Here is a 21320-nt window from a genome sequence, read left to right on the forward strand (position 1 = left end):
TGAGCACTCGCGGTACGAACTTCTTGCACAAAAGGCTGAGCACGGCCTGCCTGAGAGCCATCTGCCTGCACAAAAGGTAGCATTGTCTTAGCTCCAGATGAGCGTGAGGAAGAAACCGCCAATAGCAATTGCCGAGATGACATTGGGCCACCATACGGCATCGTGGGCCGGTTTGGCTGGCTTGTACCTGTGCCCCGTGCGGGGCAGCAGGTCCGGATCGTAGCGCACGTGGCGCTTGGGGTCGTATTTGATTGGCCGTTTCATCGCGGGCCTTGACCACCAGCAAGCTTAAGAGGAGGCGCTGTGCTGGCTGACCAAAAACTTGCGCTCAAGGCAACGGGATAGCATCATTCGAACGAACACTGTTCGTCATGACGAGGAGGGAAGTGAATGCGGTCGGCGGCGCTTTCAAAGCTCTTCCGCAACAAATAGGCGGGTCATTCAGAGGGCCGCATAGTCAGTGGCAGTGGTAGTCGCCTGTCTTGTGGTTCTTGTGACAACCATTGCTGTCGGCGCTGCCGCTGTGTGCATAGGCGCTGGTCGCAAAAGCCAAGGTCAAAGCCGCCAATACGGCCAGAATTGCACATTTCATTTTAGCCCTCCCTCAATTAATCTGCACCAAAGTATCTTTGCAGGAGAGGTCCAAGCAACTTGCCGGAGGCGCGCTAGATAGGGGCCGGCGCCAAGATCGAAGAGATCACGCCGAAGGTGAAGGGCTAGCCGGTCAGCTTAGTGAAGTCGTGGCGGCGCGCGCGAACATGTGCCAGCAAATTCGTTTCATTGACGACCCCGGATTGAAAGAGAGTCAGCGTCGTCGAGGCCAGAATCTGACCGTCTATCGAGGTGCTGTACCATTTAGCGTCGGCGGTTATTTGGTCGACCACCCGCTGGCAGATCGCCCGATCTTCAGGTCTCAGGAACTGGCTTTGCGGTGCTCGTAGCATCTCGACGCCTTTAAAAGGGGAGTTACTGTGCCTCCCACGCGACACCCATGCTGGTCGCAGACAATGGACCGTAAACGCATTCAGACGGAAAATTGCCATTCATTTGAGCGGTGCAAGCAAGGTCTTAGCGCTTCGCCCTAACGGGGACGGCCCAGCGGCTTGGTTGCGGGGGGACTGGCAGCTGGAGGCCGCTGGGCCTGACCAGCGAACCTTCGGGGGTGCTCGCCTGGCTGGCGAATACATGCGCTCAAGCTAATAGAATCGAAACATGCGAACGAAGTACGTGGTGGAAATTCCGCTGTGTAGAAGCCATAAGGTGCGCCGGAATGGGTCAATGCGTCTGGCACCGCACTTGCAAGGTCAGGTATGGGGGAATGGGGCGGAGGCCCGTCGCTTCGCAAATGTAGCGGCGGGTCTTCTGCATAGAGGTCCCGTACCAGCCTGCGCGCTGCCGTCCGTCTCGCTTTCCTCATCGATCGCCCGGACCGGCAGATAGGCGTTGGTTTCCAGCCATTCGCGCAGCACGATCTGAATGCGGTCGGATCTACTGATTTTCATTTCAGCCGCGATGGAGTTGAGAGCGTCCTCCGTTGCGGGCGCCGGAGACGTTTCTAAGCATTAATGCGGCGCGACGCAGGATGACCTGCAGATCCGCGCGTGAGATGTCCGCGATGCGGTCGGCGGCGCTTTCAAGCTCTTCAGCGATAGATTGGCGGGGCATTCGACTAGCGCTGTTCAAGTTCGCTGACTCTAATCTCCAACGCTGCAATCTGCTGCGCCAACTCGCGGAGCAATTCCTGCTGACTATTATGGTTCTCGACCTCTCTGTCGTTAATGTAGTGGACACAGGCGACCAAGCGCTCGCTGACGCCATTGATATGGTCAGCTAAATCGCGCGCGATTCTGCTCGCACCTTGCATGCATGTGCTCTTGTCAAAGAGGCTGCTTCCTGCCGGAACTGCGGACAGAACCAGAATTGCCAATGAGAATATCACCCGACTGCGCATCCCAAATCTCCCGCCTTCATTTCGCGCGAGACTTTCCCTTCCGAAAGAAAAACGCAAGCTCCGCCCGTCGGTGACCTGAGGCCAGCTTAAAGGCGACCACCCGCTGCCGGCCCTCTCCCGGGCCTTCAAAGGGGTGAGGCATGGTCAGCATCGTAGCTATACGCCCACTCGCATTTCCGGCAATTCCCGCTTCTTGAAATGGCAAAAGGACTTCGCTCCTTTCGACAAACCTGTGCTTCGCTACAAAGTATCGCGCATAGGCGAAGCGCGTCATGGATCGCGGTGTGCACGTTGCGGCTAGCAGCAGCGTCGCCGACCCCATCAGGGCCAGCAGCTTCAAATGGCTGCATGAACAGGCACCCAAGCAATGCGCCAGAACATCGAATTGCCTCTTTCAATACGGGAGCCATCCACAGAACACATCGCCAGTGAGCACGCTATAGGTCGCGGTTGCCAACGGCCTTATGGCTCGCATTGGTTGATTGGACCAGACGCCAACAGGTTGCCGGACCCTTCAAGCGCCATGCCTGATCTGACCGAACCCGCAAGTGTCAGGATGCTGTGAGCCAATCGCGGAGAGTGGTGGCACTTGCCGTAAGCTTCCTCTTCTGAATGAGAGTACACGCTGCTGACATGACCGGCGATGCAGTGTCAGAAACCCGCAAACTCGGCTGCCTTCCTTCTGACGGCGGCCGGCGCCTCTGGGGGCGTGGGGTAAGAACGCTTGGCGGCGCCGGCCTGGCGGGTTGGGGTCCGCCACGTGAATAGTAGCGAGCTTGGCGTTTCAGGTAATTCCGCGATCGCGGAAGACGCGTCTACGCGTCCCATCCGTTTTCGTCGATCTCCCGCCTTGGCAGCTAGGCGTTAGTTTCCAGCCACTCGCGCAGCACGATCGTAATGAGACCCGATCCGCCGATTTCCATTTCGGCCGCTATGCACTGCAAAGCGCCGCCCCCCGCAGGGGCGCGCTTGACGATAGCAGGACGAAGTGACTGGCGTTGATTCAATAACCGCGCGGTTTGGCCTTCGGCCCTGGCGAGCTTTCCCACGGGTTTGCAGCCAATTTTGCAGATCGCCGATCTTTTACCCACAGCGACTTTCTTCTTGCCAGTAAATCGTGGCGATCGCCTTCAGCGGTCGCTCGGCTATGCGTCGCAGCAATGGCATAGTCGGCTCTGTTGGTTCGATAGTCCTCTTCTTTTTGCACAGTCATCGTTTGCTCCCAGTTCGTGGCCCCTCTTTTGCCCTACCGGGGAGATTAACTGCCGGTGCATTCCGCGAGTCAATCGATTAAATAATGCACTCTGCAGTCGCGCCTACATCTCATTGTTTTCGATGATGCCGGCTTAGCCGTCGGGCAGTTTGGGCGCGGGCGAAGGGGACGTCTTGAGCCTCGCGCAGGCCCTACCATTCTCGCGTGGAATGGCTCTGGCTCGGCTTCGCGGTGGCTGCGGCGAGCACGTCGGCCGTGTATCGTGAGGCAGTTATTGGCGATGCGGCAATGGCGAATTAGTCATGGCAATGGCTGTGACCGGAAGCGCTCGCTTATGCGCTGTGCTGGAATGCACATGAAGTATGCGCGTGCGCGCCGCTTCGTCGATCTCTCGGCCTTCGAGGAAGTCGTCGATCTGATCGTACGAGACACCATATGCATCTTCGTCCGGCCGAAGCGGAACGAGGTTCTCCAGATCGGCGGTCGGGATCTTGTCAACAAGTTCACACGGAGCGCCCAGATGCGCTGCCAAGGCGCGAACCCTGCGCTTGTTCAACCCGGAAAGCGGAAGAATGTCGGCGGCACCATCGCCGAACTTGGTGAAGAAGCCCATCAATGCCTCAGCCGCATGGTCGGTGCCGATGACCAGCCCTCGGGTGGCGCCGGCGAGCGCGAACTGGGCGATCATGCGCTGACGCGCCTTAATGTTGCCAAGCAAGAAATCCTCGCGGCCGGCATCGCCGAGCTCGACACTGGCCACCTTGATCGAATCCAGCATCGCATCGGCAGCCGGCTTGATGTCGACCCGGTGCACTTCATCCGCTCCTATGGTGTCCAAAGCTCGCTGGGCGTCCTTCTCGTCCGCCTGAGTGCCGTACGGGAGACGAACCGCCACGAATCTTGCCTCGTATCCCGCCTTTCGCAGTTCCTCGACGGCCCGTTGAGCCAGAAGGGCCGCGGCGAGTGAATCCACTCCGCCGCTGATCCCCAGCACATACGCACTGAGGCCCGATGCACGAAGATAGGTGACGAGAAAGTCCACGCGCCGGCGCGCTTCCAGCGCGACATCGAAACTCGGAGTGACGCCCAACCCGTCGATGATCATTTCCTGTTCCGTCATGCGCAGTGGTGCTCCTGATGTCACAACATTCCGTCCAGCCGCGCGGCCAGGAGGTCGGCGGTGGTCACCGTCTCGACCTGCATGCCGTAGCGGCTCTCATAGATCGCGAGCATGGCATCGTGGGTCGAGTCAGCTCCGGAACATACCGCATCAGCCACGATGACCACCCGGTAGCCGAGATCGATCGCCCCCATCACAGTGGCGAGCACGCAAACCTCCGTCTCCGCGCCTGACACGATGAGTGAATCAATGCCCGCAGACCGCAGGCGAGCATGCAGTGACCCGTGCCAAGCGGACATGACGGGTTTGTCCTCCAGCAAAGCGGGCGGCACGAACCGCGCCAGTTCCGGAACAAGATCAATCAGCTGAGGATCGAGCCGATCGCGGGTCATCGTCCCCCACTTGTAATAGTACCGCCGCCAGGCGCCGACTGCGTCGTCGGGAGATTGAGGGGGAATAAACCGGGTGAAGATCGTCCGCGCCGGATCAAGTTCGACGAGGGCGACGACATTGGGCAATACACGCTCCATCCACGGCGTGTGCCATTCAGTCGCCTCGGCAAACATCCGTTGCATGTCGACGCAGAGGTGAACCCAGCGCTCACGAAGCGGTCCAAACCGCAGGGCTTGGTCCAATTTCGTCAAGGCCCGACCGCCTCCCTGACAATGCTCTGCGCCTCGGACTTGTCCTGATGACCCACGATCTTCGCTTCCTTGCCTTCGGCGACTTGGCAGCCGACGAAGTAGTCCTCGATATTCTTGAGCTTGTTCAGTGGCATGTAGGCGAACTCATATGGTGGATGATCCTGGTGCAGCAGGAGCGGTGCCGCCAGTAGGCGGTTGTTGCGTTTGGCGGTTCCCCGCTCGACACATCCGCCGCGATTCCTCCGAGGACGCGGCACCGCAGCAGTGAGCCCATCGGAAGATTGGGATCCGTAAGCAGCGACATTTTTCATTGGATCACCTTCTTCAGCTTGCGTCGAACCGAGAAGCCGAACGAAAAAGGCAACGCGAAACCCAAAGTGAGCAGTTTCTTGGCTCGCAACATTCTGGTCTCAGCATCGTGGGCGTTCTGCGTCCGGCCTTCTTGGGGCGTCTCAACCGCAAAGCTGTAGCCGCCGGCCGCGTAGAGAGAGATATTGTCGATTGACTCGTTCATTTCGGGATAATCCGGTTCGACCATCCGTGTTCCTCGTGGTTCAATTGAGCTCGATCCAGGCCGGCGCATGGTCGCTTGGCTTCTCCCACCCGCGAAGCTCGACATCCACGCCGGCATTACGCAGCCGGTCGGAAAGAGAGGGGCTCACCAGGAGATGGTCCATGCGCAGGCCGGAACTCCGATCGAAGCCGCCCCGGTAGGAGAAATTCCAATAGGTGTAGATGCCCTTCTCCGGATGGATGCGCCGGACGGCATCGATCCAGCCACCTTTGAGCATTTTGGCATAGGCCTGCCGGCTCTCCGGGAAATAGACCGCATCGCCCAGCCATCGCCTCGGCACCACGGCGTCGATTGGGGTTGGAACGACATTATAGTCGCCGCAGAGAACGCTTGGTGCCCCGTCGTCGAGCAAATGCTGGCCGTAGCTGATGAGACGATCGAACCAGCGCAGCTTGTAGTCGAACTTTGGGCCAGGCGCTGGATTGCCATTGGGCAGGTAGAGGCAGCCTACGACTATCCCATCTACCTCGGCCTCGATATAGCGGCTGTGGGTATCGTCTGGATCGCCCGGTAGGCCGCGTCGACGTTCCACCGGCTCGATTCGGCGAGCGAGGATTGCCACACCGTTATAGGATTTCTGGCCGTGCCAGATGGCGCCGTAACCCGCCTCTCTGATCGCATCGACAGGGAACTTGTCGTCCGACGTCTTCAATTCCTGCAGGCAAATGATGTCGTAGTCGGTTTCGCCCAACCACTTCAGGAGCACAGGCAGCCGGCCGTTGACGCCGTTCACATTGAAGGTGGCGATGCGGGTCATGTGCATGCCCCCTCATGAGATACTGGCGGCAACCGGCGCGCAGGGGGGCGTGGCCTGTCCCGTTGCGCTGAACCCCCAGCTCTTGGTATCGCCAACTTCGCCGGCATCCTGTGCGGCCGAGGTTCACTTCTTGCCCAGCTCGTCTTCGACCTTCTTGCGACTGTTGCCGAGCGACTTCACCGCCGATTTGACCTCAGCTTTGCTGGCGCCGGTTTTGCCCGCCTCGTACTTCATTTCATGATCCTGCCCACCAGCGACCCTGGCACGGTCCTGATTGCGTCCACGTGTTGTTCCAGTGCTTGCCATTTCTTCCTCCGAGGATTGCCGTTCCAGTCCCAACAACGCAGCCGGACTCTTCCGGTTCAATCCTTCGACGCGCGGGCCGTGGAACCGAATCCAGGCCGGGTTTGTTGAATCAGCCCATGTATTCGAGGCCCTCAGTCGACCAGGCGCTCACCGACGACGCCCCCGAGCTCGCCGCCAGCCTGCACGACTTGGCCGACCAGCTGCACACCCCCTGCCCGCCAGCCTGAGCGACCGCGTCGCGCGGCGCAGGCTACCGACCTCGGCCGGGTCGCCAGGGATACCTGGCACGGCGCCGCCACCGGCGACGCGACAACCCCCGCTGCCTGGCTGGCGCCCTGGTCACCGATGCATCCGGCATCGGCGACGTGCGCGACCTGATCCACGAGGGCTGCGCCTATCTCGACGGCGCCGCCTATGACCCGGTCATCCTCGGCCTCGCCGCCGTCGGGCTCACCATCGCGGTCGTCACGGTGACCATCCTCGGCGCCACCACGCCGGCACGCGTCGGGGCCACGGTTCTCAAGGCCGCCAGCAAGGGCGGCCGGCTGTCGAAGCCGCTGCGTGGCGAATTGGTGCGGCTCGCCGGCGACGCCGTCGATGGCGAGGCGCTGCGCGCCACGGTGACTCTCGCCAGGGCCGGCGATCTCGCCGCCGCCTGCGCCACGCTTACGGGCGTGCTGCGCCCTGCCCCGTTGGCCACCCTGCGCACAGCCGCCGCCGACCTCCTCGGCATCGTCGCCAAGGCGCAAGGCTACCGCGCCACGGCGGATGTTCTGAAGCTGTGGACATCCGCGGCGGACATGGGCCGGTTCACGCGCCTGTCGGCGCGGTTCGGCAGGGGTTCCGGGGCCTCCTCGCCGTGCTCGGCGCCTCGGCGCTGACGCTCGCCGGCCTGACCGTCACGCTCACCAGTTAGCTGGCTGGCCTCGGCCGTGCTGTAGGCCCTGCTCTACTTCAGCTGGCGGCTCCTGCGCCGACTGGGGCGGTGAGCTACCCCGTGGGGGCTGTCTGCCTGGCTGTCTGCCCCCACACCCCCGAGGATATTGTAGGACGGTTAGGATCCTGTTTTCGGAGGTGTCATGGCGCGGAGACGGGCTGGCAGGCGGGCGATCAGCTCGCCGATCGGCACGCCCGGCCGGGGGTCGCTAAGACTGGCACGCTGCATGGCCTCAAGGACGGGTGTGGGTCTCCGCATCGTCGACGCTCGAGCCGCCTTCAGCGGCCGGCACCTGACCAGGCGCGCTGTCAGTCGGCTTCGCCGGCATGGAACAGGGCTGCACCAGGCGTACCCCAAGCCCCCGCCCAGCCTGGCGCGACGCGTGACCGCCCGCCGCGCCTCGCGCTCGGCGGGTTTGTCATTTCCGCCGCGGTGCCCTTTTCCGCCTTGTAAGGGGCGGTATCCAGCGACGAACATTTTCTCCACGCTGCTAAGGAGCGATATGACAATTCTTGCGGTTAACTTCCAAGCGATACCCGACTCCCCTCTCTGATTTGGGAATCACTTTACCAAATCAATGCGTTTCCACGAGGCTGGACCCAAGGCGGTCGCCATCAGTCAGCAGTAGACCTGCCCAAGCTCCGCCCGACCGAAGAATCCGTGTGTTGCGGCCGCCTTAACGCCGGATGTGAGCGCCGCATCTACCGCTCGCGACTTCGCCTACTACGCTCACTGCCGCGGGCTTTTCGACGGGCAACTCTAAGTTCGGCGAGCGTTGGCCTCCACCAGCCTCTGAAGCGTTCGGTCGGCCCGGCGGATAGCCGAGCGGGCCATGTGCTCACAAGTTCGGCCAGCGTAGCCGAACGCCACCTGCCCCAAACGAAGTCGCCGTTCGCAGGCATTGCGCGGGGGTAGAAGGCGGCTGCGTCGGATAGCTCAACCAGTTCACCGGAAATTTCAGTGAAGACGACAATCCCGTACTGCTCGGTTGCGACAGCGCGGCCCAGAGTAGGTAGATCTTGAGCTGGCAGCGGATAGCGATGGCGCCGGCGTTCAGCAGCCCGCTTTTGTGCGGCTTTATATGCTTCGGTGTTCCTGGCGGCTGCTCGTCGCCGTTTCCTCTCCTCCGGTTCGGCATGCTGCGCAGCTTTTTCGATGCTTGGCCATCGGCGCCGTAGCTCTTCATATGAGCGGAACGGAACTCTCCAAGCCCGCAACTCATCGTCCCAACTCGCCCACGGAACAGCGCGCAATTCTTCAAGCACGGTCCTCGAATAGGAGGTGCGAATGCGGAGGTCGTCCGCGATCTCCAGATACTGGCTCGATATTGGGTCGAAGGCGAAGGCATCGCGTCCCTTGCTATCGTCATGGGGCGCCCGTAGCGCTGCCTCTTGCGCAGCCAGCGGTCGATCCGCCGGGCCGCCGTCTTGCCGGGTACGAACCAGCTGCTGCGCTCGTCGCTCCATCTGGCACGCGGAAAGGTTTGCTGAAACCGCTCGATCGCCATTCGATCGAACGAAAAGCGGGCTTCGGCACCACGTGCATCCTTTTTCTGCGGCGCGGGACGAGCGTTGGATTCCGTCATTGTGCATCAACCGAGTTCGCTGCACGGAACGCAGCGCCGGCCCTAAAAGTTCACCAGCCTGACGGACTCCGCGGAATATGGCGCCTGAAGTGATCCCCGATGCTCCAGACCGGCGAAGTGAATCTTTTCCCACGCTCGGCGGTTAGGGAGAGCCGAGAGGATGACCAATGTCTAAACCAGATGGGAGAGCGGCTTGCGGCCGCGCGGCCGATAAAAGCTCGTTCGTGGCAACCGTGGTGCCGAGACGTTGGCTAGGCGGACGCTGTCACCTTTCCGGAGAGCCGGCAAGCCTACGCCGAAATGCTGGGTAACGGATGGATTGATGCCGTCCGCCGCATCCATCCACAGAAAGGCATCTACACGTATTGGAACTTCTCCTACCGGGGCGGTTATGATCGGAGTCCCGGCCTCCGGATGGATCATCTCCTCGTGAGCCCATCACTTTCGAACAGGTTACGTGATGCCGGCGTGGACGCTGATTTGCGAGGTTGGGAAAAGCCGAGTGATCATGCGCTCGCCTGGATAGAGCTCGACCTCTGCGGCAAATAGTTGAGTGATCCATTGTTCGGCTAGGCGTCTTCGCCGACTGCTGACAAAAATCCCTGCCGGGAATTTCGTTTCCTGCCCTTGATCCTCACGCTGCCTTTCTGACGGCCGCCCTGAACGGACGGTCGATGGTGAAGGCATCTGGACGGATGGCTGCCTCAACCTGGCTCCAGGTCACGGGATGAGCGATTGGGAAGCCAGGTCGCGCTCGTGGGGAGAAGGCGCCGACCGCCGTGTTGCCGCGCCCATTGCGGAGGTAATCAATGAAGATGCGGCCCTTTCGGGCTGCCGGTGCGGCGGAGAGCAGATAGCGATCAGGATGAGCTTCAGCGAGGCGCTTGGCGAACGACCGGGCAAGGAGCCGGGCATTGTCGTGCGTGATCTTCGTCGCAAGTGGGGCCATCAGGTGAATTCCCTTGCCGCCCGTCACCTTCGGCCAGCTCTCCAGACCTTCTGGTTCCATGATGTCGCGGAGCGCTAGCGCGGTCCGGATGACCTCATCCCACTCGACCCCCTCACCCGGGTCGAGGTCCAGAACGATGCGGTCGGCATGCTCGATGTCATCAACGGTGGCATTCCAAGGATGCAGCTCTACAGCATCCATCTCGACCAGCCCTAGCAGGCCGGCAAGGTCGTCCACCCACACGCGCACACCTTCGCCACCCTCGCGCTTCTGAACGCGCAACTGATGCACTGCTGGCGGGATCTTCGGCAGCGCGCCCTTGTGGTAAAAGGTTGCGCCGAGAGCATGGCGGACCAGCTTCAGCGGTCGGTGGCCGAGATGGACGAGTGCGTGATCGGCAACCCTCTGCCAATAGCGCGCAAGCTCTTCTTTGGACGGCGAGACCGCCTCGGGCAGCAGTTGCAGGATGTTCTCGCTGGGAACGCCATATTCCCGGGCTGGCCCACGTCGCTTTGATGGCGCAGGAGGCTTGGCCGGGATCGCCACGAGGTCTTCTCGCAGACCCTTGAACACGGCTTCACGCAGCACGCCGCGATCTGTTACACCACTGAATTGCACCTCGGCCAGCACGTCTGGTCTGACCCATGTCGCCTTCGGTTTCACAATGGGCTCTGACAGAGGCGACTTGCTGATGATCAGCGGGTCAAGCCGCTCTCGAACCAGTCGCGCAGCGCTCAAGGTGTAGCCGCTGCGAGCCTTCCCGGCATAGAGCAGTCGGTCGCCCTCGCGACGGCCTATGTAGAGCGATGCGATCCGGCGCGGGTGAGCGCCGAGCTTTTCCACGAAAGCGACAATGGGGAAGGTGTCGCTCTTGATGCACTTCACTTTGAGCCAACTCGTCTGGATACCCGAGCGGTACGTGGCATCGGTGCGCTTGGAGACAATCCCCTCCAAGCCCATTCGGCAGGCATGTTCAAACACGTCCGTGCCGCTCACCTCCAGATGCTCGGCATAGGTCAGTGTCGGCGCTGAGTTCTTAAGCAGCTTCTCTAGGGCTGCCTTGCGCCTCACCAGCGGCTGCTGTCGTAGATCGCGCCCGTTGAGGTGCAGCAGGTCGAACGCGTAAAAGATGAGCCTCGCCGAATCTGGATTGCCCAACTCCCTTTCCAGGGCTTGGTAATCCGGAAGGCCGGTGTCGCCGAGAACGACAGCCTCCCCATCCATGATCGCGGTCTTCACCGGCAACCCCGCAGCTGCTTGAACTATCCGTCGGTATCGATGCGACCAGTCGTAGCCACGACGCGTGAAGGCCCGCGCTTTACCGCCCTCAATGATCAGCTCGGTGCGGTAGCCGTCGTATTTGATCTCGTGAAGCCATTCGCCGCCCTCGGGCGCATTCTCGACCAGCGTCGGCGACTGGAACTCAATGAAAGAGAGCTGGCCATCCCCAGCTTTGGAACTCATGGCACACTCCTGACCTTCCACCCAAACCTTGCGGCCAGTGAATAGGTTCCGCAACAGGGCTGGCCGGAGGAGTAAGGCCCCGAGCCGGTTTACCCGATCCTTGCTCGAACCGGGCGTGGTTGAGGGAACTCTTAGTTAAGCCGTCGCTTATGTACGAATGTCGCTCCATTGGTTCTCTCCGCCGGTCTCCGTAAGGACCACCCGTCCTGGCATTGCTTATCAGTGCAACAACGTCGAGGGAGCCGCCGAGCAACTGTTGCAGTGGACCAAGCGTGGCCCCAAGTGGCACAGCGCAGTGCAGCTCTGCATGGATGCCATGATCGATCAGGTGAAACCCGAAGTGGTCCGCAGGGCGTTTCTCGAAGCGGCCAAGGAAGAGGGAAACCTAGTGCCTCCTTAGCATCTGCGACCGAAAGCCCTACTCTTGGTCGGGCACGAACCTGACAAAGAGCATCGTCGGCTCTGCAGCGAGGCGGCGGTCGTAGAACTGGCAAGCGAAAACCATTGACTTGCCGACTACCGCTGCGCCTTCAGCGATAGTCAAGCTATCCGGCATTTAAGCTGACTTGCAGGGGATTTTCTCTGGCGTCTTTCTCACTATCGATAATTACCTCTTATCGATAGCGATCAGACCAAGGCTTGACCAATCTGCGGAATCGGCGCTATCGTGGTGCAGAACCGTGTTTGTCGTGCATGGCTGGGCTCAGCGCGACGCGAGTCGCATAGCGCGCTACAGCACAGCAAGCTCCTACGAGGACAAAACAATGACCATCACGGTGAAAATTGGCGAGGCCAAAACCCACCTTTCGGAACTGCTCGCTAAGGTCGAGGCCGGTGAGGAGGTGATCATTTCGCGCGGCAACGATCCCATTGCCAAGCTGTCCCGCCTTCCCCAAAACCAGGATCTGGGCGCCTTGATCGAAGAGGTCCGCGCCGCGCGGGCCCACGCAAAACCTGTCACCACCGAGGAAATTCTGGCCTGGAAGCATGAAGGCCACCGTTACTGATGCGTCTCGTCCTGGACGCGTCCATAGCCGCGGCCTGGCTGCTGCCGGAGGAGCACAGCGCGGTCGCCGAGACCCTGGTTGCCGGCCTGACGGGGCGATCGCCGGTGCCGTCGCTGTTCTGGCACGAGGCGCGCAGTGTCGTGCTGATGGCCGAGCGGCGTAGCCGCATCGCCGCAGGCGAAGCGGCCACCGCCATGGCATGGCTGCGCCGATTGCCGCTGGAGGACGCCGGCGGCGGGTCGGACGGCGCGGTGCTGGCGCTAGCGGCCGCGCACGGTCTCAGTGCCTATGACGCCGCCTACCTTGCGCTGGCCATCGAAACCGAGTTGCCGCTGGCGACCCTCGATCGCAAGCTCGCCGTTGCCGCGCGCGGCAAGGGAGTCCGCATTTTCGGACCGCTCGCCAATGGCAACTGACCTCGTCGCTCGGCCACCTGGCAATGGTGTTCGACGCGCCGAGGCGCTCGACGCATTGGATTCGGTGCTGCCCTTCGACCGGCGCGATCTTTTGGCCGAAATCCTGACCGACGACGATGTCGCAACGCTGCGCCACCTGGCCAAAGAAGGCATCGGCGCAAACTCTCTCCGCGCGCTGGCCTCCGACCTTGGCTATCTCGAGGCATGGTCTTTTGCCGCCACCGGTTCTCCGCTGCCCTGGCCGGCGCCGGAAACGCTTTTGATCAAATTCGTCGCCCACCACCTGTGGGATTCTTCCCGGCGCGAGAGTGATCCGACCCATGGCATGCCGGCTGACATAGCGGCGTCGCTGGTAGCCCAGGGCCTGTTACGGGTGACAAAAAGACCGCATGCGCCGTCCACCGTGCGCCGGCGCCTGTCGAGCTGGTCCACCTTGACCAGATGGCGCGGACTTGTCGGAAACTTCAACGCGCCGGGGCTGCAGAGCGCCATCAGACTGGCGGTGCGCGCCGGCGCCCGGCCGCGGAACCGCAAGAGCAAGAAAGCGGTGACCGCTGACATTTTGACCGCCCTCCTGAAGGCCTGCGCCGGCGACCGCCTCGTCGACATGCGCGATCGCGCGCTGCTCATCACCGCCTTCGCCTCGGGCGGTCGCCGCCGCAGCGAGGTTTCTGACCTCCGCGTCGAACAGCTCATCGAAGAAGAGCCGGTGCCCGCGGATCCCAAGGATTCAGAGGGGCAAAAAATTCCCTGCCTAAAAATCCGGCTCGGCCGGACCAAGACGACACAGGCCGATGGCGACGCTTTCGTGCTGCTCGTCGGCCGGCCGGTGACGGTGCTGCGAGCGTGGCTCGAGCGCGCCGGCGTCACTGAAGGCGCCGTGTTTCGCGGCATCGACCGCTGGGGCAATCTCGAAGCGCGCGCCCTGACGCCGCAGGCCGTCAATCTGATCCTGAAGCGCCGCATCGCCGAAGCCGGGTTCGATCCGCAAGCCTTCTCCGCCCACGGCCTGCGCTCCGGCTATCTCACCGAAACCGCACGCCGCGGCATTCCGTTGCCCGAAGCCATGCAGCAGTCGCAGCATCGCTCTGTGCAGCAGGCCTCGAACTACTACAATGACGCGGAACGCACGCTCGGGCGGGCGGCGCGGATAATCGTCTGAGTCGCAGATCGATCCGACCCTTGCGGCGCGCCCAGAATCTCAAGAGTCGCCGCCGGCGATAGCCTGCCAAGACTGTGACTGTCACCCACGCTTGCCCTGGGCACCCGTAATGGAAATGATCGCGGGCGCTACCGTGACGAACAGGATATAAGGCTCTCTGGCAGCAAGCTGGTTGAGGGAAGCCCCACCGTCATGAAGCCAATGAACGAAGAGCACCTCGCGGTCCTACGCAGGCACATGGTCGAGATGATTGCAATCCGTACCGACCTTGCAAGCGAAGAACTCGGCAAGGCGGCGCTCGATGAGCAGGTGATGGCAGCGATGGGGCGAGTGCCGCGGCATCTCTTCGTGCCAGCCTCGGTTGCACCTTATGCCTACCAAGACATGCCGCTGCCGATCGGCTTCGATAAAACCGTCTCGCAGCCTTTCATCGTCGCTCTCATGACCGATCTCCTCGCGCTGCAACGGCATGAGGCGGTGCTCGAGATCGGCACCGGCCTGGGCTATCAAACCGCAATTCTCGCGGAGCTCGCCGGGCAAGTTTGGAGCGTCGAAATCATCGAGGAATTCGCAAGCCATGCCGAGGCTCTGCTGCAGGGCCTCGGCTTATCCAATGTCGGCATTCGTGTCGGAGACGGGTCGCGCGGCTGGCCTGAGCACGCCCCATACGACAAGATCCTGGTCACCGTGGCGGCTGGGCGGGCGCCGCCGGCCTTGCTTGAGCAGCTCAAGCCGGGGGGACGCCTGGTTCTGCCTGTGGGACCTGAAGATGTGCAGTTGCTGACGGTCATCGACAAGGATTCGGCAGGGCAACTGAAGACTCGCAAACTCATCCCGGTTCGGTTCAGCCGGCTCGAAACGGTCTAATGAGGTGCGACAACTGGCGCGACCGCGCGTTTCCGACCGTCAATCAGATGCCAGCCTTCCGCGTTTCTTCGCCCTTGGTGAACGCGAAGAAACGGTAGAGTCGAGGTGTGGCGCAATGGCGGTAGGTTGAACATATCTGTTTGCCGCCCCTCGTCTTGTCCTGCCTTATTGATTCAACCTTGGCTCCGTTTCCACACCCCGCTCATCGAACCGGACCTGCAGATCTCCCGCATCCGGCTCTCGGACAAGTACTCACGCCTTCAGCCACGACACGCCACGTCCAAGTCGGGTCAGACGTACGAGCCCGAAGTGCTCGTAAAGATGCGAGTCTGGATAGGCTCCGCGCTTGCTTCGTGCAGGCTAGCTGCTGCTGAGCAATGATCTCACCACACTTCTGCAGGGCTTGGCGTAGATCGTCTCGCCGAAGCCGGAAGACTTGACCGCCTGATGCTTGCAACCCCTTGATCTAAACGCAGTCTACCTCATTCGAACAGACGAGGACAGTAGGCCATGCTGCCTCTACCGTGGGTGGTCCTTCTGTCAAACTCGTGCGGGAGAAATTATTGTAGGTTGTGCGGAAATTGAAGCAACATGCAAACACTGTTGCAGTTCATACACTCGCATCCCGTAGGGGGGACATTCTCGAAGGACGATTGGGGTAACAACGATTTTCTCGGTGTTACCGCAAGAATTTACAAACCCCATTCGGTGATATCCCGCCAGGATGACAACAACGATGGGATATTCATCGTAAAATCGGGTTGGGCCCTCCTTTACCGCGGACTACTGGACGGAGAACGGCAGATCATCGACACTCCTCTGCGGGGGGACATTGTCGGTTTCCGTTCCGTGGACGGACCCCGTTTAGCGTCCCTGGCGTCTATAACCGAACTAGCTGTTTATGAAATTTCCAGCAAGAAACTGATAGAGGCCATCTTGTCGGAAGGCCGCCTTGGGAAGACCATCGCCTGCTCCCTAGCCCGCCTGAACGCCATCCTTGCCGAACATCTCATGAATGCCGGGCGGCGGAACGCGATGAGCCGCACCGCCCATTTCCTGCTCGAGTTGGAGGAGAGGCTCTCGATCGTTGGCCTGTCGGCCCATGGAAGATATGAGTGTCCCCTTACCCAGCACGAATTGGCCGACATCCTCGGAATGACCACCGTTCACCTCAATCGGACGTTGAGGGAACTCCGCAAGGCCGATCTCGTCGCTTTCAAGGCAGGCCATGTAGAGGTGATCAACCGCAAGAAGCTGGTCAAGACAGCCGGATTCGACAGCGAGTACCTCAGGTAAAGGTTATTCCCTCTAGCTCGGGTTCAACCGTCTCGCGAACTTTCGCGTCGCCGCCTGCGGCGCGGTGCTGGGCGCCAGCGCATAGGCCATCAGCAAAATTTCTGCTGGAAGACGACAGTGCGCCGTCGCTTGAGCAGTTCCAGACGATGCTTAGTGCGCGGCTTACCTGGCGGGCCCGCAATCTATCTTGACGAGGGCAGCCGCAAAGGCCCGATTATCATGACCGACGGCACCATGGCCTATCGCATGAGGAGAACGTGCTGCCGAAATCCGTGTAAGCTGCCCATAAACTGCGGCAGATACAGCTAGGTGGTCTCGGACCTAAAGCGCTTGGCCACGGATGCCACGAACTGCGCCCTGGTCATGCCAATATCCACCTTCAGGATTTCTCGTCCACAATCGCGAGGAATTACCGATCCTCCCTCGAATGGCTGCTGGGCTTGGGGTTTGGCTGAGCGGTCCCATCCTGAGAATGGCATCATCGCCTACCCGGTTAGTCAACCTCGCAGAGCTATCCCACTCCTTGGCATTCCTTAAGCGGTCGGGAATCATTCCAACGGTTGGCACATGGCCAAAGAGATTGAACCTGACCGGACCCGCGCGTCACGATCGAACTCGCGGGAGCTTCAAGGCGGGGTGACGCGGTCTCAACACATGCCTCAGGCGACCGTCGACGCGAAATTTTCTAAAAATTAACTTATGTTAGAGAACGCTTATAAATAGACGATAGGCTGCACAAGCTGTTCTCGGCTAGGGGCGAAGAACTGCTGAAGACTGCTGGGTGAGCCTCACGCTTTCACAAGGGCTGGGTGTTCGATCACAAGCGCATTCAAACACAGGGCAGCGTATTCAAGCTTTCAGATTGCGAAGAATGAGGGGTGTTTTGGCAGCCGCAACGCGGCTTGTGCGAAAAGATTGGGGATTGACATGGGTTCCACAGCAGGACGGCGTAAACACACGGCCAATCGGTCAGGAGTGCTGTCCAGCGGAACGGAAAGTCTCCACGGCCAAGGAGGCAGGGGATGCCTCCTCATCCTGGACGGAAGGGCTCTAGGCCGCGAGTGTCTCGCATCGGCTCTCGCGGACCACGAACTCGGCATGGAGATCGCCGCCATGGGTTCGATCGAGGAATGGCGCGTGAAGAAGGGCTCGGCACCTCCCCTTGCAGCCATACTCTTCAACCTTGGCGGCCGGAAGGTCACCGATCATGGCATCGCAGACGAGATTAGGCATATTTCGTCCGAATTCAAATCAGTCCCTGTGGTTATCCTGGCCGACACCGAAGACCTTGCACACATACTGACCGCTCTCGAATGCGGCGCACGCGGCTACATTCCGACCTCGGTCGAAATCGATGTCTGTGTCGAGGCTATCAACCTTGCGGCAGCGGGAGGCATCTTCGTCCCGGCGAGCAGTGTCCTTTGCATGCGCCACCTGATAGGTTCGGGCAGCCGCGACACGCAGCCTTTGACAGGCATGTTCACGCTCAGGCAGGCCGAGGTCGCCCAAGCGCTCCGGCGCGGAAAGGCGAACAAGATCATCGCCTACGAACTGAACCTGCGCGAAAGCACCGTGAAGGTCCACATCCGAAATATCATGAAGAAGCTGAAGGCGACCAACCGCACGGAAGTCGCCTACAAAGTCAATGATCTCTTCGCGGAAGGAACTCTTGCCGAAGCGTATCCCAAGCAATGAGACGGCCAGCATCGGGTGAATCCCGGCGGGCCGTCTTAGTGGAAGTCGGGGGATCTCCGTTGCAGTGAATGGCATCCGGGAGCCGCCCGAGATCCAGCGGCCCCCCGCCCCGGTGGGTTCGTTGCCCCGAGCTTTCTGATAATATGCTGTAGGGGATTTTGGCGGGGTGCTCCGAAGCGCCCGGCTTCGTCGCGATGATCTTGTTCTGCAGTTCTGGAAAGCTGTTCCAAGGGGGCAGTGTCAGAGGCAATGGTCCGCATGCGGCCGCAGAAGCTCTCGGCGCTCGACCCGACGGCAAGCCGGCGTAGACATACCGTCCCGTGTTCCTGCAGGACATTCAGGCGTGGAGTGCTCATCCCGCTCTCGTCGTCAGCTACACCCGCGACGAGGCGGCTGTCATGAAGATGATAGCGGCCGCCGACGGTGACTGGCGGTGATGAGCACGACCTCACTTCGGTTGCGGACCAATAAGGTGACGGCCGTCTGACAAACGGGTCTAGGTGTCGCCGAAGGGCTTCGCTGGGACCCGCACAGGGCGGCACGCAAAGCCAAGAAGATTCCAGCCGACAGGAAACTGGCCTGGAGGACGACCGCTTGAAAAGGGAAATGCGCGACTTCCGTCAGCTCGGAAGCTGACCGCGATTCGGGTTAACTTCCTGCCGCTGAATCCGCCGATCCATCTGCAGTGTCAGGGAAAGTGTGTCTGGCCACCCATCTTATGGCTTCTTCGATCGTATCGAAATTCTTGTGCTGCCCGCTCAGCAGCCCGAAGCCTGTTTCGAGGAACCATTTGCCTTTCGTGGAGTAGGCTTCCTCGTCGATCTGAGTAAGGACCGCGACCAGTTGGTCCCATTTCCACACCAGAACCCCGGATTCTCCGCCCTCGACCGTTCCGATCCGGGCTTTCTTGAACGAAAATCCAGGAGCAATTTTTGCCTTGCCCACTTTGATGAATCCCTCAACTTCAAAATGGATAGTAAAACGGTCGGCTTGAATGGCTAGTTCTGTACTGTCTTTCCTTGTAGATGTCTTTTTGCCGGACCGCTGTAGACGAATAGTTAGCAGATCGCCCGATGAGTTCAAGGCCCACTTCATTTTTCGATGGTCGGCCCGCAAGTTTTTTGCGAGAGAATGTGTGCAAACTGCTAAAGAATTTTGGCCTTCCGGAGCGTGAAAGCCCCGGCGAAATGCTCGGGTGCCCGGCATTCCATCCCGCGCAATCTCGGAAGCCCAGCGAGTGGTTGGCGGTCGAACCAGTCCTTGGAGCGCTGCGTTCCGAAGTGCTTGTCGAGGAGCTCGATCTTGCGTTCCAGCACGTCGGCCGTGAGCGGCACGTAGGCATTGGGCTGGCAAAGGTCGCCGTCCCATTTCGGGGCGGCATTCGAGCACCAGATGATCGCGGAAGACGTTCCAGGTCAGTTGGTTGACCTCCCGGTGGTCCTGATGGGCGTCGAACCTGGCCTGGGTTAACACCACGTCGAGATGAACCCGTGATCTTACATCCGTCAGCCACAATCGGCTGTGGGCGGGGAAGTAGCTGTCTGGGAAATCCGCGACGGCAATCACAAAGGCCGGGTCGTGATGCCGTTGGCGGGGCCCCACCTCAGCGCCCATTGCGATCCCGTCTCCACTGCACCCTCCTTACGCTACCATCGCCGGGGTGACCGGGGTGATTTGAACCTACGCGTTTTGTTCGCCGGAACCTCGTATCAGGGCGTAGCTTTGGAAAGTGCATCGTGGAAAGGTGTGGTTGCGGGGACCTGAGACCATCTCCAAATTGCAGTTTTCAGCATCGGGAACTAATGTGCTGGGTAGCAGGTCGCATCGGTCGACCGGGGTCTCCTTCGTGCGGCAGCATAATGCAGCGTACAGGTCACCAGCCCGAAGGACGATATGTCAAGACGCGGAGGCGGTCACATCGGATGAGTGTTCTTGAGAAGGTGGTACTCCTTTTGTGCTTCAAGTAGCTCTTGCGGATGGGGAGAAGGCTGAGTTGCCGTCTTTTCGGTCCCTGACGGAGCGGAAGTGAGCATACCATGGTTCATCGCCCAAACTGCAGCCTGGGTACGGTTGCCGACCCGAATCTTTCGAAGGATGGCCTTCACGTGCACCTTCACTGTCGCTTCGGCGATGTTAATCTTGCGCGCGATTGTTTTGTTAGACTCCCCTCCGATCAAGCAACGTATAATACAATCTTCCCGAGTTGACAACATTGATGGTTCTCGATCAGCGTTCTCCATTGTAACAGCCACATTTGTAAACTCGTGTACCGCATCATGTTTCAGACCATGTCTTATGTCCTGAATAAACGTCGAAGTTTCTGCAGGTAGCACCGTCTGACCTAGCATAACCAATTCGAGAGCTTTGATGAAGGTGTCGTGAGCGGCAACTTTTGTCAAATACGCGTCAGCCCCCGCACGAAGGGCTGAAACTATATCGTTCGGTCGACAGTGATCGGCTAGCGCAACGACATGGCTGGTCGGATAAATCCCTTTAAAATCTGCAATTTGTGCGAATCCAGCATCCGCATCAGTACCGTCGACATCCATGATGAGCAAGATGGACCGGTGCTTGGGTAGCGGCTTCTGCAGAAGGTCGTGAACACAAGCCGCAGAGAAAAGAATGCGAAACTTTGCTGCATCCAGAATTAGAACAAGGCCCTCTCGGAGTAACTCGCTTGGGCTGACAAGCACTGTTATAAAAGACTTTGTGGTCATCAAGGATTTCGTTGTCATCGTAGCCTCCCCTGACGCGATTGAGGTACGCACGTCTCGCAAGGCGCTCCTCGCATAGTTTCTTTTTTGAACGTGTTACCTTACGCCAGGAAAACCCTAGACAAGAACACCCTCTTTAGGCGTAGGGTAGCTTCGTCGAGGGCTACCCCGGATTCTCGAGCTTGAGGCTTTGGTGAGGGGTGCGAGCCCTGGCTTTCAGCCGCTCCGGGCTGCGGGCCAGCACCATCGTGGCGCCGGATGCGCGGGCCGCGAGAGTTGCCGGGCTTGTCTCCCGTGGGGCGCGGGTGGTGCCGCCGGTCTGGCGCGGGGCGGCGCGGCATGTCAGGCGGGAGAACCGCGGGCCCAGGGGGCCGCGCCGCGACCAGCCGCCATTTTGGGATGACGGCGCAGGCCGAGGAAAAGGCGATCTTGACGCGGCGCGCGCTGATCCTGACCAGCGCCCGAGCTTCACCAACTTGAGGAGCAACGTGCCGCATCTGGCATCGCGACTGGATGTGGGCCAAGGCGATGAGGCGCAGCGCGCACAACAGCACGGATACCTTCCGGGCATCGAAAATAGGCGATGGTCTGCCGAGCCGCTCCTTGCGTTGCGCCTGCGGTGGGCAATAGAGGAGTTGCCTGGCGCGGCCCCTGGGGCGGCCC

21 protein-coding genes and 3 pseudogenes are annotated in these 21320 nt (G+C 60.5%); 8 read left to right on the forward strand and 16 right to left on the reverse strand.

The genetic code is table 11. From position 1 onward, the window contains the following. Window positions 1-457: 457 nt before the first annotated feature. The 11 genes and pseudogenes from NKG95_RS21180 to NKG95_RS21230 all read right to left on the reverse strand — a co-directional run bounded on the left by NKG95_RS21180 (window position 458) and on the right by NKG95_RS21230 (window position 6565). A complete protein-coding gene (locus NKG95_RS21180; protein WP_353042350.1) occupies window positions 458-592 on the reverse strand; it encodes a YHYH domain-containing protein in 135 nt (44 codons plus the stop codon). 124 nt (window positions 593-716) lie between these two features. Further along, on the reverse strand, window positions 717-944 hold the full coding sequence (locus tag NKG95_RS21185) for a hypothetical protein (RefSeq protein WP_023722175.1): 228 nt from the start codon (window positions 942-944) through the stop codon (window positions 717-719). A 444-nt stretch (window positions 945-1388) separates the two neighbouring features. Further along, window positions 1389-1665, reverse strand: a pseudogene (locus NKG95_RS21190) (hypothetical protein); the annotation flags it as partial. A gap of 4 nt (window positions 1666-1669) precedes the next feature. Next, window positions 1670-1951 (reverse strand): hypothetical protein, encoded by a 282-nt coding sequence (locus NKG95_RS21195; RefSeq protein WP_353042351.1) that lies wholly within the window; start codon window positions 1949-1951, stop codon window positions 1670-1672. 1003 nt (window positions 1952-2954) lie between these two features. Next, on the reverse strand, window positions 2955-3164 hold the full coding sequence (locus tag NKG95_RS21200) for a hypothetical protein (protein WP_353019709.1): 210 nt from the start codon (window positions 3162-3164) through the stop codon (window positions 2955-2957). A gap of 271 nt (window positions 3165-3435) precedes the next feature. Then, complete coding sequence (gene nadE, locus NKG95_RS21205; RefSeq protein WP_353019708.1) at window positions 3436-4284, reverse strand: NAD(+) synthase; 849 nt, start codon at window positions 4282-4284, stop codon at window positions 3436-3438. Window positions 4285-4304: 20 nt separating this feature from the next. Continuing rightward, complete coding sequence (locus NKG95_RS21210; RefSeq protein ID WP_352895999.1) at window positions 4305-4928, reverse strand: cysteine hydrolase family protein; 624 nt, start codon at window positions 4926-4928, stop codon at window positions 4305-4307. Beyond that, window positions 4925-5239, reverse strand: a complete 315-nt coding sequence (locus tag NKG95_RS21215; RefSeq protein WP_352496216.1) for a hypothetical protein — start codon at window positions 5237-5239, stop codon at window positions 4925-4927. The genes NKG95_RS21210 and NKG95_RS21215 overlap by 4 nt, the downstream gene beginning before the upstream one ends. Then, a complete protein-coding gene (locus NKG95_RS21220) occupies window positions 5236-5466 on the reverse strand; it encodes a hypothetical protein (RefSeq protein ID WP_353042353.1) in 231 nt (76 codons plus the stop codon). The genes NKG95_RS21215 and NKG95_RS21220 overlap by 4 nt, the downstream gene beginning before the upstream one ends. A gap of 16 nt (window positions 5467-5482) precedes the next feature. After that, window positions 5483-6259 carry an exodeoxyribonuclease III gene (gene xth, locus NKG95_RS21225; RefSeq protein ID WP_352717661.1) on the reverse strand — a complete coding sequence of 259 codons (777 nt, stop codon included), beginning with the start codon at window positions 6257-6259 and terminating at the stop codon, window positions 5483-5485. Window positions 6260-6382: 123 nt separating this feature from the next. Next, window positions 6383-6565 (reverse strand): DUF3606 domain-containing protein, encoded by a 183-nt coding sequence (locus NKG95_RS21230; protein ID WP_353042355.1) that lies wholly within the window; start codon window positions 6563-6565, stop codon window positions 6383-6385. A 365-nt stretch (window positions 6566-6930) separates the two neighbouring features. Between NKG95_RS21230 and NKG95_RS21235 the strand changes: the two genes are divergently transcribed. Next, window positions 6931-7446, forward strand: coding sequence for a hypothetical protein (locus NKG95_RS21235; protein ID WP_352592161.1), 516 nt, complete (start codon window positions 6931-6933; stop codon window positions 7444-7446). Between the two features lie 757 nt (window positions 7447-8203). On the opposite strand, the pseudogene NKG95_RS21240 reads toward NKG95_RS21235, so the two are convergent. Then, window positions 8204-9087, reverse strand: a pseudogene (locus tag NKG95_RS21240) (hypothetical protein). Between the two features lie 634 nt (window positions 9088-9721). Then, complete coding sequence (gene ligD, locus NKG95_RS21245; protein WP_353042358.1) at window positions 9722-11500, reverse strand: DNA ligase D; 1779 nt, start codon at window positions 11498-11500, stop codon at window positions 9722-9724. A 157-nt stretch (window positions 11501-11657) separates the two neighbouring features. Here ligD and NKG95_RS21250 point away from each other — a divergent pair, with 157 nt between their 5' ends. The 7 genes from NKG95_RS21250 to NKG95_RS21280 all read left to right on the forward strand — a co-directional run bounded on the left by NKG95_RS21250 (window position 11658) and on the right by NKG95_RS21280 (window position 17943). Continuing rightward, the gene (locus NKG95_RS21250) at window positions 11658-11900 is read left to right on the forward strand and encodes a DUF982 domain-containing protein (RefSeq protein WP_352484268.1); all 243 of its coding nucleotides are present in this window, start codon (window positions 11658-11660) and stop codon (window positions 11898-11900) included. Window positions 11901-12264: 364 nt separating this feature from the next. Continuing rightward, window positions 12265-12507 carry a type II toxin-antitoxin system Phd/YefM family antitoxin gene (locus tag NKG95_RS21255; RefSeq protein ID WP_031195006.1) on the forward strand — a complete coding sequence of 81 codons (243 nt, stop codon included), beginning with the start codon at window positions 12265-12267 and terminating at the stop codon, window positions 12505-12507. Further along, window positions 12507-12923 carry a type II toxin-antitoxin system VapC family toxin gene (locus NKG95_RS21260; RefSeq protein WP_353042360.1) on the forward strand — a complete coding sequence of 139 codons (417 nt, stop codon included), beginning with the start codon at window positions 12507-12509 and terminating at the stop codon, window positions 12921-12923. Before NKG95_RS21255 ends, NKG95_RS21260 begins: the two co-directional genes overlap by 1 nt. Beyond that, window positions 12913-14085 (forward strand): site-specific integrase, encoded by a 1173-nt coding sequence (locus NKG95_RS21265; RefSeq protein ID WP_352496221.1) that lies wholly within the window; start codon window positions 12913-12915, stop codon window positions 14083-14085. The genes NKG95_RS21260 and NKG95_RS21265 overlap by 11 nt, the downstream gene beginning before the upstream one ends. A 192-nt stretch (window positions 14086-14277) precedes the next feature. Then, entirely contained in the window at window positions 14278-14952 is a 675-nt protein-coding gene (locus NKG95_RS21270; RefSeq protein ID WP_353042362.1) for a protein-L-isoaspartate(D-aspartate) O-methyltransferase, read from the forward strand. Between the two features lie 591 nt (window positions 14953-15543). Continuing rightward, complete coding sequence (locus NKG95_RS21275; protein ID WP_352496223.1) at window positions 15544-16248, forward strand: Crp/Fnr family transcriptional regulator; 705 nt, start codon at window positions 15544-15546, stop codon at window positions 16246-16248. Window positions 16249-17175: 927 nt separating this feature from the next. Continuing rightward, window positions 17176-17943 (forward strand): LuxR C-terminal-related transcriptional regulator, encoded by a 768-nt coding sequence (locus tag NKG95_RS21280; RefSeq protein WP_502913973.1) that lies wholly within the window; start codon window positions 17176-17178, stop codon window positions 17941-17943. Window positions 17944-18591: 648 nt separating this feature from the next. Here NKG95_RS21280 and NKG95_RS21285 read toward each other — a convergent pair. From NKG95_RS21285 to NKG95_RS21295, 3 genes and pseudogenes are all read right to left on the reverse strand, one after another. Further along, a complete protein-coding gene (locus tag NKG95_RS21285) occupies window positions 18592-19026 on the reverse strand; it encodes a hypothetical protein (protein WP_353042364.1) in 435 nt (144 codons plus the stop codon). 62 nt (window positions 19027-19088) lie between these two features. Beyond that, window positions 19089-19512, reverse strand: a pseudogene (locus tag NKG95_RS21290) (PIG-L deacetylase family protein); the annotation flags it as partial. A gap of 344 nt (window positions 19513-19856) precedes the next feature. Continuing rightward, window positions 19857-20678 (reverse strand): LuxR C-terminal-related transcriptional regulator, encoded by an 822-nt coding sequence (locus NKG95_RS21295; RefSeq protein ID WP_352849045.1) that lies wholly within the window; start codon window positions 20676-20678, stop codon window positions 19857-19859. Between the last annotated feature and the right edge of the window lie 642 nt (window positions 20679-21320).

Source organism: Mesorhizobium sp. M1423 (genome assembly GCF_040317575.1).
In the GTDB taxonomy this organism is placed as follows: Bacteria; Pseudomonadota; Alphaproteobacteria; order Rhizobiales; family Rhizobiaceae; genus Mesorhizobium.